Source organism: Bacillus sp. YBWC18 (genome assembly GCF_002998775.1).
Lineage (GTDB): Bacteria > Bacillota > Bacilli > Bacillales > Bacillaceae > Bacillus.
In genome coordinates, this window is record NZ_PVRI01000002.1 from 78,229 (window position 1) to 90,285 (window position 12,057).

A 12,057-nucleotide genomic window follows, 5' to 3' on the forward strand; every position below is an offset into this window, starting at 1 on the left:
GAACTTTCGATCTCATTTGCTTTATTTACCAAATCCATCAGACCTTTTCCTCTCATCCTTTTCCTTACGAATGAGCTTTTTCTTCTTCTATTTGAAGACCAAACAATTGATTGGCGTAGCTGATTATCACTAATTTATGACATACCCATTTCTTTCATGCTTTATTTTTCATTTTATTCCGAAAATAAAGCAAGCCGAGTTTGTCCAAATGATTGTATCAATACGACCAATTTTTGACAATGTTTTTTCAAAATAAAAAAACGCCTCTTTGAAGAAACGTTTTTTTATGAAAATGAACTAGCTAGCTCTATGCTCTAAGCGCAGACGATCAGCTACCATCGCGATAAATTCAGAATTGGTTGGTTTCGCTTTAGACATGCTGACTGTATAACCAAAGAGTGAAGAAATGGAATCGATGTTTCCTCTGCTCCAAGCAACTTCAATCGCATGGCGAATCGCTCGTTCTACCCTGCTGGCAGTCGTGTTAAATTTCTTCGCGATGTCTGGGTACAACACTTTTGTGATGCTTCCGAGAAGCTCAATGTCATTGTACACCATCGAAATCGCTTCTCTTAAGTATAAATATCCTTTAATATGAGCGGGTACGCCAATCTCATGAATAATCGTCGTAATGCTCGCATCTAAGTTTTTACGTTTCGGTTCAGGTTTGTTCCGAAGGACACTGTTTTGGATAGATGAAGATCGATGGGTGACTTGTGTGCCGTTTCCACTGACTTGCCGAATATGACCGACTAGGTTTTCCATATCAAATGGCTTTAAGATGAAATAGGATGCGCCCAAATCAACTGCTTTTTTCGTGACATCTTCTTGACCGAACGCCGTTAGCATAATCACACTTGGCTGTTTGGTCATGTCATTGTTTTCACGGAGGCGCTCCAGTACAGCAAGACCGTCTAAATGAGGCATGATAATATCTAAGAGGAGAACGTCGGGCTCTTTATCTTTAAATAATGTCAGACATTCCTGGCCATTATACGCCACGCCAAGTACTTCCATATCTTCCTGTCCCTCAATATACTCTGTCAAAAGGCCAACAAGCTCTCGATTGTCATCAGCTACACACACTTTAATTTTCTCCACGTTCTTTCCTCCCCAATGTCGATTCCTTTAGTCTTTTGCATTTCTCTTCTGAGTGTTCAATTCGACAAAACCATGCTATCCCCTTTAAAAAACTTTAATTTTCCGAATAATAGAGCATTATCTAGCTTTTTCTACGTTTTTCTTAACGAATCGACGATTATTGCAATTTGACAACATACTATTTTCCATTTTGTCGAAAAATCTCTTTTTCCTTATTTTATAACATGATGGCAGAGAAAGAAAGGGGAGAAAAAAACTGCCGGGAGATTCGCGGCAGTTTGATGATCAGCTTGCTTTTTTGTTTTTTTGATAAAGATCGATTCCTGCTTCTGACAGCATCCATTCAATGTGTACGCCGTACCCGCTTGTCGGATCATTGACAAATACGTGTGTGACCGCTCCAATGACCTTTCCGTTTTGGATGATGGGGCTTCCGCTCATGCCTTGGACGATACCGCCCGTTTTACTTAAAAGACGTTCATCTGTTATCTTCAATACCATCCCTTTTGTTGCCGGGAATTTCTGCGGTGTCGTGCTGACGATTTTAATATCAAACTTCTCCACTTTATCATGATCCACAACGGTTAAAATTTCTGCTGGACCTTCTTTTACTTCATTTGATAAAGCGACTGGAAGCGGTTTGTCTGATACATGATTTTCAAGCTTTTCGGTTAACGTACCAAAGATACCAAATGGGCTGTTGCGGGAGATATCCCCTATCGTTTTTCGTTCGGAAGAGAATCTCGCCAATTTTTCTCCAGGATTGCCTCCTGTGCCTTTTTCAATTGATGTCACGGTTGATCTGACAATTTCACCATTGTTGACAACGATTGGTTTTTTTGTATCCATGTCAGAAATCACATGCCCAAGGGCACCATATTTTTTAGAAGATGGTTCAAAGAAGGTCATCGTGCCGATTCCTGCTGCGGAATCTCGAATGTAAAGACCAATTCGATAGGTGCCTTCACTTGCATCTTTTGCGGGTGTTAATGTTGTTTGAAAGGTTTTATGGTCTCTTTTTATGAGTAAACGAAGCGTTTCACCTGTTTTTCCTGCTTTCTGGATAAATGGGGTGAGGTCATTCATTTTCTCCATCTTTTGACCATTGATTTCAATGATCATATCCCCTGATTGAATGCCTGCGGCTTCGCCTGGTGATTTTTTGCCGTCTGCTGTTGTGATTTGATGAAAACCTACAACGAGAACTCCTACTGAGTGGAGCTTGACGCCAATGGATTGTCCTCCAGGAACGACTTTTAATTCAGGGAGAACGTCGACTTTTGTTTTCTTAATAGGAAATCCTTTAAAATCATAAACAATTTCGGCTTTTACCGCCTTTTGTCCTGTCACTTCAAGCTGATTCTTTTTCTCTGAAAGACTAAAGGCTTGTGAAGAAGCATTGGCTGACGCTTCTATTGATGTGTCAATTGAGTGCTTCTGTTTTTCAAATACAGCAACATTTGTTGGAATGCTGATGTATTCCTTCACTATGCTCATAAACCCTGTACTTATTAAAGAAACAAGGAGAATCACACCAATGGCTTTTCTCATCTTTTCGGGCATTCATTTTTCACTCTCCTCGCTCCTTACCCACACCAGAACACTCATGTTTTGGCTACATCTTTACTTTTGCCTTCTTCGCTAGGATTTATAACCGGCACCTATAGAAAATGATTGGATAAATTGATAAAAGAAAAAGACGATTTCGCGGGTATATACAGCGATTTTGACACAATATAAAAAAGGCAGCTGGTTTTTCAGCTACCCTGTTGTTTTGACATCATTTGCTTGATGCAGCAATTCTTTTGCGTGCTGTTTTGTCAGCTCAGTGACTTCCACACCCGCAATCATCCTGCCAATTTCACTCACTTTTTCTTCATGACTTAATGGTTTGACGCTCGTCAGTGTTCTGCCAGCTTTAGAGCGTTTAGAAATGAAGAGATGCGTGTCAGCCATTGCTGCTACTTGCGGGAGGTGCGTAATGCAGAGCACTTGTGAGCCAGCTGCTACTTTGTAAATTTTTTCGGCAATCGCCTGTGCCACTCTGCCGCTTACGCCTGTATCCACCTCATCAAAAATAATGGACGTGACTTCTTGTTTGGCTGAGAAAATACTTTTCACGGCGAGCATGACACGTGAAATTTCTCCACCCGAGGCTACTTTTGATAAAGATTTCATCGGTTCGCCTGTATTTGTAGAAATAACAAATTGTGCTTGGTCGATTCCGTTTTTTCCGAGCTGGACGGGCTTTCCATCTAACAGCGGATAGTCCGTACTGCCAAAAGGCGCATACCGAATGGAAAAAGCTGTGTCAAACGATGACTTCTCCATATACAAATCCTTTAGTTCCGTTTGAATTTGCTTCGCTAGCTTTGTGGCCCATTTTTTACGAAGCTCCGAAACGTTGAGAGCTTCCAGCAGGGCATCACGGCTCATTGCATCCAGTTTGTTTTTAAGCGTCTGCAGGTGGCTGTCTCGATTTTGAATTTGATCTATTTCTTCTTCTATCTTCGCCGCATACTCCAAAATTTCCTCAACCGTTGTCCCATATTTTCGTTTTAACTGCTTCATTTCATTCAGCCTAGATTCAATAAAATCAAGACGTGCTGGGTCGAACTCTAATTGATCCAACATGCTTCGCATTTGGAACGTCGAATCCTCTAATAAGTAATAGGAGTTCGACACTTGTTCGGATAGCTTTTTCAGATCGTCGTTGATCTCAGAAACCTGCTCAAGCTCGCTTGATGACATGCCAACCCAATCAAGTCCTCCCTGCTCATTGCGCAAGGCATTATATGCGTTTTGGAGTGAGGAAAAGATTTTTTCGTAGTTGCTGATCTGATGGCGCTCTTCTTGAAGCTTCTCATCTTCTCCCGGCTCTAATTGTGCCGCTTCAATCTCCTCTAGCTGAAATTGCAGTAAATCTAACCGGTGCACCATCTCTTGCTCATTCTCAGAGAGCTGTTTTAGCTTTTGGGCTGTCTTTGTATATTGCTCATATGCTTCTTGATATTGTGACAAAGCAGGTGCAATTTCTTCTGCTCCAAATTGATCGAGCAAATGCAGATGATTTTCATCCTCCATCAATAACTGGTTATCGTGCTGCCCATGTATATCGAGCAAAAGGCGTCCTACTTCGCGTAAAAGTGAGATCGTGACAAGTTTGCCATTGATGCGGCAGATGCTTTTTCCGTTATTGTTAATATCACGGCGAAGAATCATCATTTCATCCGATGCGTCAATTCCCTGCTCTTCGCATAAAGCAAATACAGGGTGATCGGCTGGCACAAGAAAAAGCCCCTCCAGTTCTGCCTTTTTTTCACCATAACGAACAAATTCAGACGACCCTCTCCCTCCTACAAGAAGTGAGACTGCGTCAATCATGATGGATTTTCCAGCACCTGTTTCCCCTGTTAGGACTGTGAGTCCTTTTTCAAACGAAACCGTTAACTCTTCAATGATTGCAAAGTTTTTAATGGTTAGTTCTGCTAACACTCATTTGACACCTCTTTTTGTAAACCTGATTCTTTATAGAAGCTCTAAAATTTTGCTCGAAACTGTCTCCGTATCATCTGGTGTGCGGCAAATGATCAAAATGGTATCATCTCCGCAAATGGTTCCCATGATTTCTTCCCAATCTAAATTATCCATTAAAGCCCCAATGGCCTGAGCATTACCGGGCATGGTTTTGAGGACGATTAAATGACTGGCAGCATCCATTTTGATAAATGCATCCATTAAGGATCGCTTCAGTTTAGACAGCGGGTTAAACCGCTGATCCGCAGGAAGACTGTATTTATATGTTCCATTGTTCGTCGGCACTTTCACTAAATGTAATTCTTTAATATCTCTTGAAACGGTCGCTTGTGTGATGTTATATCCATCGGCTTTTAAAATATCGACTAGTTCATCCTGTGTTTCAATCTCTTGGCCCGCAATGATTTCCCTAATCTTAATATGCCTTTGACCTTTATTCATGTTTGACCCCCCTAGGCGTTTGATCTCAGTTTGTCTTTACGTTCTATGTTATATGAACCACAGTTCAAAAAACAAGCATTACGTGAGAATCGGTCAATTCTCGTCTTTTGACCATGTAAAAAGGAATAATAGCGAGCTATTATTCCTTTTGTTTCGATGATCTCATGTGTCAGCCGGCTCAGGGCTGTTTTTCTTTTCTTTCAATACAGAATGGGCTTCCTTGACGACCTTTTCAAGCTCTGAAGCCGGAAGTGCCGCATTCTCTTCTTGTTCGGAATGAAGCACTAAATGAAGAAGGAACTCAATATTCCCGTCTCCACCAGTAATAGGCGAAAATGATACATCCTTTACATCATAGCCTTCTTTTGCAGCAAACTGATTCATCTCTTCCAGTACACCGAGGTGGACGGACGGATCTCGCACAATGCCTTTTTTCCCAACAAGCTCTCTGCCTGCTTCAAATTGAGGCTTGACGAGTGCAATACAGTCTCCGCCTGGGACAAGAATGTGCTTTAAAGCCGGCAGGATGAGTTTAAGTGAAATAAAAGAGACATCAATTGATGCTACTTCTGGCAACCCTTCAGTAAAATCTGCTGGGACGGAGTGACGGAAATTGGTGCGCTCCATGACGATTACCCTGTCATCCTGCCTTAATTTCCACGCAAGCTGATTGTAGCCAACATCAACAGCATATGATTTGACCGCTCCATTTTGAAGAGCACAATCTGTAAATCCGCCTGTTGATGAACCAATATCGATTAGCAATTTCCCTTCAACGGTTAAGTCGAATTCTTTGAGTGCTTTTTCGAGCTTTAACCCGCCGCGGCTCACATATTTCAGAGGGTTCCCCTTCACAGTGAGCGGAGTATCACGAGCGATTTTCTCTCCTGGTTTATCCAAACGGTTTTCATTTGAGTAAACGATCCCTGCCATGATGGCACGCTTTGCTTTCTCTCTCGTTTCCATTAGTCCTTGTTCGACTAATAAAACGTCAAGTCGTTCTTTCTTTGATGTCATGATCCAATTCCTTTTCTTGGTGCTGCGGGAAGCAGGTCACGTAAAGAGTCAGCAACGTGTGCTTTCGTCAGACCAATTTCTTCAAGCAGGGCATCAACACTTCCATGCTCAATAAATTCATCTGGAATGCCCATACGCTCTACTTTGATATGAGATGCTTTCTTATCGTGTATATATTCTAAGACGCTGCTGCCAAATCCGCCTTGGAGCACAGCTTCTTCAATCGTTAAAATCGGAATACCTTCAGAAAGAATGTCATTTAACATCGCTTCATCAAGAGGCTTAATAAAACGAGCATTGACGACACGAATTGATTTCCCTTCTTTTTGAAGTTCTTCTGCTGCTTGAAGCGCCATTTTAATCGTAGTACCAAATGTTAAAATGACAGCGTCCTTCCCTGGACGAAGAACCTCCCAGGACCCAATCGGAATGGTTTTCAGCTGTTCATCCATTTTGACACCCAGCCCATTACCGCGCGGGAAACGCATAGCAATAGGACCGTCATCGTACTGAATGGCTGTATTGACCATGTGCTGTCCTTCATTTTCATCTTTTGGCATCATAAGTACCATATTCGGCATATGACGCATAAAAGCAATATCAAACACACCTTGATGGGTTTCTCCATCTGCACCGACAAGTCCCGCACGATCAATGCCAATAAATACGTTGAGGTTCTGACGGCAAATATCGTGCAGCACTTGGTCATAGGCTCTTTGCAGGAACGTTGAATAAATCGCTAAAAATGGCTTCATGTCCTGCGTCGCAAGCCCAGCTGCCATTGTGGCTGCATGCTGTTCGGCAATTCCTACATCAAACATCCGCTCTGGAAATTCCTTCGCAAAGCCTTCAAGCTTTGAACCAACAGGCATCGCAGGCGTGATCGCAACAATCCGCTCATCTTCCCGCGCCAGCTTTCTGACCGTTTCACTGACGAGACCACTCCAAGACGGAGCTGCTGCTGCCGGTTTTACAAAATCACCGGTATCGATTTTGTATGGACCAGTACCGTGCCAAGTCCCGATTTTATCGGATTCTGCCGGTTGATAGCCTTTTCCTTTTTTCGTGATGACATGCAGAAGAACTGGACCTTTTGTTTTCTTTGCATATTCAAGATTTTCAAAAAGATCTTCATACGAATGTCCGTCTACAGGACCTAAGTAAGTAAATCCCATTTCCTCAAAAAACATGCCAGACACAAGTAAATATTTGAGGCTGTCTTTGATACGCTCTGCTGTGGCAGCAAGCTTTCCGCCTACAGCTGGAATGCGCTTGAATAAATATTCGAGCTCGTCCTTTACCCATTGGTATTTGCCTGCTGTACGTAATCTGCCAAGCATTGTATGAATTGCACCAACGTTTGGTGCAATACTCATTTCATTGTCGTTTAATATGACAATCATATCTTTCTTTTCATCACCGATATGATTCAAAGCTTCAAGCGCCATCCCTCCGGTTAGTGCACCGTCTCCGATAATCGGCAGGATATATTCATCTGTCCCTTTAATATCACGCGCTGCCGCCATACCCATCGCACCAGATAACGAGGTTGAACTGTGACCTGTCTCCCAAACATCATGCTCGCTTTCATTTCGTTTAGGAAAACCGCAAAGCCCTTTATATTGACGAAGTGTATCAAACTCCGACCCTCTTCCCGTTAACAGCTTATGAACGTAAGACTGATGTCCAACATCCCAGAGGAATTTGTCTTTTGGGCTGTCAAATACTTTATGAAGCGCAACAGTCAGTTCAACGACTCCCAGGTTCGGACCGATATGCCCGCCAGAGTTAGCTAAGGACTCAATTAAAAACATGCGAATGTCAGCGCTAAGCTCCTCTAATTCTGCATTTGACATTCCTTTTAGAAACGTTGGATTTTTTATTGATAAAAGATCCAATTAGGATCAACTCGCTTTCAACAAAATTTCTATATACATCTATAATGCCTTATTCCTTTGAAAACCAATGGGGAATAAGAGTTGTCTCATCATGATAAACTGTTTACAGTTTACCACAATTGCTCGAGGACCCTCAAATCTAGGCTGTTTTTAATGATCTCTTGAGGCAATCAGATCACATAAATCATGCAGCAATTGCTGCTCTAATTGAAGATTTGAGACAATTTCTTTTGCACGAGTGATGTGCTCATGCAGCTTTTTTTTTGCTCCTGAAAGCGTTAATAAAGAAGGATATGTCGACTTTTCATTTGCTGTATCAGAGCCGACCCGTTTGCCGATTTTTTCTTCGCTTCCTTCGAGATCTAAAATGTCATCACGGATTTGAAACGCAATGCCAATATGATAGCTGAATTCCCTTAGCTTTTCGATATCGTCATCTAATGCTCCTGCCAGCATTGCACCTGCTGCGACGCTGAACGTGAGAAGCTTTCCTGTTTTACGGGCGTGAATGGATTCTAGTTCAGTAAGCGATACTTGTTTTTGCTCTGCTTCCATGTCATCAAATTGACCGCCAACCATTCCTAGTGCACCTGCTGACTTCACAAGCTCATCTACAATTCTGAGCTTTTGGTCAGCAGAGACGCTGCTAGACAGCTGCGATGTAATCAGGCGGAAGCTTTCTGTTAAAAGGGCATCACCTGCGAGAACCGCTGTTGCTTCTCCGTACACTTTATGATTTGTCGGCTTTCCTCTGCGAAGGTCATCGTCATCCATGCAAGGAAGGTCGTCATGTATCAATGAATACGTATGAATCATCTCGACTGCACAGCCGACAGGTATACCGTCTTCTTCGTTTTTACCGTAGGCATGTAATAGAGCAAGAACGAGAACAGGTCGAAGTCTTTTCCCGCCCGCTTTAAGAGAATAGAGCATAGAAGATTTCAGGTCTTCTGGAATCGTCAATTCCTGAACATATGTAAATAAATAATCTTCAATGGCCTGTTTTCGTGTTGTTAAAAATTCATTTAAATTACTTGTCACCAGCATCTGCCTCCTTCACTGAGAAGGGAGCCAGCTCACCGTCCTCTTTTAAAATGAAATCCATTTGCTTTTCAACATGCTGTAATTTTTCATGACAAAGCTTCGAAAGGGTCATGCCTTCTTGGAAATAATGAATGGCCTGCTCAAGTGGTACATCTCCTTCCTCGAGCTTTCCCACAATCTCCTCAAGACCTTTCATCGCCTCTTCAAATGTCATTTGTTCTTCTTTTTGTTTATTGGATTCTGTCATGATGATTGCCCCTCCTTCTCAATAACCTCACAAATCAGACGTCCATCTTTCATCGTGATAGTCAGCTGATCGTTCGTCTCTACTTGGTTCACACTTTTTATCAGTTCTTCTTCTTTATAGGCTAAGCTGTAGCCTCTTTCCATCACTTGAAGTGGATTTAATGCATTTAGTTTACCAAGAACCGATTGGAACTGCGAATGAATTGTTTTCATTTGCACATTCATACTGCGGATGAGCTGTTCTGATTCATTGGCGTGGCGTTTTTTCGCCTGAAGCAGCTGCTCTTTAGGATGAAGCGGCTTCAGCCTGTATGTTTGTCTGTCTAGTTGACTGCGTTTTTGCTCAATTTGTCTCGTCAGCTGTTTTTGAAAACGGTCAAATACCAAATCAAATTGCTGCTCTTTTTGCTCCTGTAATCGTTTTGGAAAACGGAAGGCATACGAGGATTGCAGCGCCACAAGACGGTCTTTCGCTTGTGAGGTTTGATTCTTTACGGCTCTTGTTAGCCGTATATCGATTGATTTGATTCGTTCAATTAAATCGGTCGTGCTTGGAACAGCAAGTTCGGCTGCTCCTGTTGGTGTGGGTGCTCTCATGTCTGCAGTGAAATCACTGATCGTAAAGTCTGTTTCGTGCCCAACTGCAGATATGATTGGAATGTCTGATGCGAAGATGGCCCTTGCGACAGCTTCTTCATTAAAAGCCCAAAGCTCTTCAATCGAACCGCCTCCTCTTCCGACAATCAAGACATCACAGAGCTGTTTTTCATTCGCTTCCTTGATCCGCTCTACGATGGAACGGGTCGCATGTTCACCTTGGACAAGCGCCGGAAGCACAATGATTTTCGCCTGCTGATAGCGCCGGTTGATGGTCGTAATGACATCTCGAACAGCCGCTCCTGTTGGAGATGTAATCACACCAACAACCTCTGGATATTCAGGAATTGGTTTTTTATAGCGCGCATCAAATAAGCCTTCACTTGCCAGCTTTTTCTTCAGCTCTTCATAAGCAAGATGAAGAGCACCAACACCATCAGGCTGCATTTCTTTTGCATATAATTGATAGTTGCCGCTTGGTTCATATACTTGAATCCCGCCGCGTACAAACACCTTCATTCCGCTCTTAGGAGAGAAAGGCAGCTTAGACGCAGAGCGCTGGAACATGACAGCTTGCATGCGTGCGTTTTCGTCTTTTAAGGTGAAGTACACATGTCCTCTTGAATGAATCTTTACATTGGATAGCTCACCTTTGATCCAAATATCTTCTAAATGCGGATCAACATCAAATTTTCTTTTTATGTATTTTGTAAGGGCTGTGACCGTCACAAAGGCTTTTTCACTCATGACGTATTCCTCCTCTTCAAAAACGCACATTCATCCACCAGCAGCATGCAGGTGGATGAATGGATAAAGCTTATGCTAATGTACGTTTTGCTGATTTAACCGTATTGTGTGCAAGCATCGTAATCGTCATTGGACCGACTCCGCCAGGGACTGGTGTGATATAAGAAGCTTTTTCTTTTGCCTCTTCAAAATCAACATCTCCAACAAGCTTCCCAGTATCTAAACGATTGACTCCTACATCAATAACAATAGCGCCTTCTTTAATTTGGTCAGCTTTAATAAAGTTTGCTCGACCGACGGCAACAACTAAAATGTCCGCTTTCAACGTATGTTCTGAAATATTCACTGTTCTTGAATGGCAATAAGTAACCGTTGCGTTTTCGTTTAACAGCAATTGTCCTACTGGTTTGCCGACAATATTGCTGCGTCCGACAACAACGACTTCTTTTCCAGAAAGATTAACACCCGTTTTGTTTAGTAATTCAACAATGCCTGCTGGTGTACATGGAAGGAATGTGTCTTCCCCAAGGAGCATTTTCCCGATATTCAATGGATGGAAACCATCAACATCTTTTTCAGGTGAAATACGTTCAATAACGGCTTTTTCAGAAATATGTTTTGGCAGTGGAAGCTGAACAAGAATCCCGTGGAATTGGTCGTTCGCATTGTACTGATCAATCAGCTGAAGTAATTCTTCTTCTGTTAAAGAAGCTTCTAAATGATCAAGCTGGAAATGCATCCCCATTGCTTCTGCTGCTTTCTTCTTCCCGCGTACGTAAGAAAGTGAAGCCGGATCATCACCGATTAGAATAACGGCAAGACCAGGTGTGACACCTTTTTGTTTTAGCTCTTCTACTTCTTTTGCTAATTGCTCACGCTTTTCTTTTGCTGTTTCTTTCCCATCGATGATTGTTGCTGTCATGTCGAATCCTCCTATTGCTGCTTTAGGTCGTTTTTAATGTTTGAAAGTACACCATTTACAAATTTCGGTGCTTTATCATCACCGAATAATTTGGCCAGTTCAATCGCTTCATTCATCGAAACACTAAGCGGGATATCTTCTTGATACACCATCTCGTACACAGACAGCCTTAAAATGGCTCTGTCTACGTTTGCAATACGATCGAGTTTCCAATTCACTAGATGCTGTGAAATCATGTCATCGAGCTTGTCCTTTTGTTCAAGCACACCGAAAACCAGTTCCTCGAAAAAAGGATCTGATTCTTGTTCATCCAGCGCATGTGTAATGGCCTCTTTCGGATCAATATTGCTCACATCAATTTGAAATAATGTTTGTAGCGCCTTTTCTCTTGCAGTTCTTCTTTTCATTATTTACTCCTTTAACCACTTTATCCGCTTGTCGTTAAGCCATACAGAGATCATAACATATTTTGCCCGTGGTCGCACCAAGATCCATGCGAGCTGTGAC

At 42.3% G+C, this 12,057-nt stretch carries 11 protein-coding genes; all 11 read right to left on the reverse strand.

Translation table 11 applies throughout. From position 1 onward, the window contains the following. Positions 1-297: 297 nt before the first annotated feature. Entirely contained in the window at positions 298-1,101 is an 804-nt protein-coding gene (gene spo0A / locus C6348_RS06600; protein WP_012010520.1) for a sporulation transcription factor Spo0A, read from the reverse strand. A 285-nt stretch (positions 1,102-1,386) separates the two neighbouring features. Further along, positions 1,387-2,664 (reverse strand): SpoIVB peptidase, encoded by a 1,278-nt coding sequence (spoIVB, locus tag C6348_RS06605; RefSeq protein WP_106042382.1) that lies wholly within the window; start codon positions 2,662-2,664, stop codon positions 1,387-1,389. A 198-nt stretch (positions 2,665-2,862) separates the two neighbouring features. After that, positions 2,863-4,596: a DNA repair protein RecN gene (gene recN, locus C6348_RS06610; RefSeq protein ID WP_106037972.1), complete on the reverse strand. Its 1,734-nt coding sequence runs from the start codon at positions 4,594-4,596 to the stop codon at positions 2,863-2,865. 33 nt (positions 4,597-4,629) lie between these two features. Beyond that, the gene (gene ahrC / locus C6348_RS06615) at positions 4,630-5,079 is read right to left on the reverse strand and encodes a transcriptional regulator AhrC/ArgR (protein ID WP_034661246.1); all 450 of its coding nucleotides are present in this window, start codon (positions 5,077-5,079) and stop codon (positions 4,630-4,632) included. A 162-nt stretch (positions 5,080-5,241) separates the two neighbouring features. Next, positions 5,242-6,096 carry a TlyA family RNA methyltransferase gene (locus C6348_RS06620; RefSeq protein WP_066030678.1) on the reverse strand — a complete coding sequence of 285 codons (855 nt, stop codon included), beginning with the start codon at positions 6,094-6,096 and terminating at the stop codon, positions 5,242-5,244. Then, positions 6,093-7,994, reverse strand: a complete 1,902-nt coding sequence (gene dxs / locus C6348_RS06625; RefSeq protein WP_060596820.1) for a 1-deoxy-D-xylulose-5-phosphate synthase — start codon at positions 7,992-7,994, stop codon at positions 6,093-6,095. Before dxs ends, C6348_RS06620 begins: the two co-directional genes overlap by 4 nt. Positions 7,995-8,144: 150 nt before the next feature. Then, a complete protein-coding gene (locus C6348_RS06630; protein WP_249117033.1) occupies positions 8,145-9,041 on the reverse strand; it encodes a polyprenyl synthetase family protein in 897 nt (298 codons plus the stop codon). Then, positions 9,025-9,285, reverse strand: coding sequence for an exodeoxyribonuclease VII small subunit (locus C6348_RS06635; RefSeq protein WP_003215880.1), 261 nt, complete (start codon positions 9,283-9,285; stop codon positions 9,025-9,027). The genes C6348_RS06630 and C6348_RS06635 overlap by 17 nt, the downstream gene beginning before the upstream one ends. Then, positions 9,282-10,628, reverse strand: a complete 1,347-nt coding sequence (gene xseA, locus C6348_RS06640; RefSeq protein ID WP_106042383.1) for an exodeoxyribonuclease VII large subunit — start codon at positions 10,626-10,628, stop codon at positions 9,282-9,284. The genes C6348_RS06635 and xseA overlap by 4 nt, the downstream gene beginning before the upstream one ends. 70 nt (positions 10,629-10,698) lie before the next feature. Continuing rightward, positions 10,699-11,550 (reverse strand): bifunctional methylenetetrahydrofolate dehydrogenase/methenyltetrahydrofolate cyclohydrolase FolD, encoded by an 852-nt coding sequence (gene folD, locus C6348_RS06645; RefSeq protein ID WP_106042385.1) that lies wholly within the window; start codon positions 11,548-11,550, stop codon positions 10,699-10,701. Positions 11,551-11,561: 11 nt separating this feature from the next. Continuing rightward, entirely contained in the window at positions 11,562-11,957 is a 396-nt protein-coding gene (nusB, locus tag C6348_RS06650) for a transcription antitermination factor NusB (RefSeq protein WP_034661255.1), read from the reverse strand. Positions 11,958-12,057: the final 100 nt, after the last annotated feature.

Bases quoted from the DNA above. Each gene is read 5' to 3' on its own strand.
- spoIVB (WP_106042382.1), bottom strand. From the start codon at position 2,664: ATGCCCGAAAAGATGAGAAAAGCCATTGGTGTGATTCTCCTTGTTTCT.
- ahrC (WP_034661246.1), bottom strand. From the start codon at position 5,079: ATGAATAAAGGTCAAAGGCATATTAAGATTAGGGAAATCATTGCGGGC.
- C6348_RS06620 (WP_066030678.1), bottom strand. From the start codon at position 6,096: ATGACATCAAAGAAAGAACGACTTGACGTTTTATTAGTCGAACAAGGA.
- C6348_RS06630 (WP_249117033.1), bottom strand. From the start codon at position 9,041: ATGCTGGTGACAAGTAATTTAAATGAATTTTTAACAACACGAAAACAG.
- C6348_RS06635 (WP_003215880.1), bottom strand. From the start codon at position 9,285: ATGACAGAATCCAATAAACAAAAAGAAGAACAAATGACATTTGAAGAG.
- xseA (WP_106042383.1), bottom strand. From the start codon at position 10,628: ATGAGTGAAAAAGCCTTTGTGACGGTCACAGCCCTTACAAAATACATA.
- folD (WP_106042385.1), bottom strand. From the start codon at position 11,550: ATGACAGCAACAATCATCGATGGGAAAGAAACAGCAAAAGAAAAGCGT.
- nusB (WP_034661255.1), bottom strand. From the start codon at position 11,957: ATGAAAAGAAGAACTGCAAGAGAAAAGGCGCTACAAACATTATTTCAA.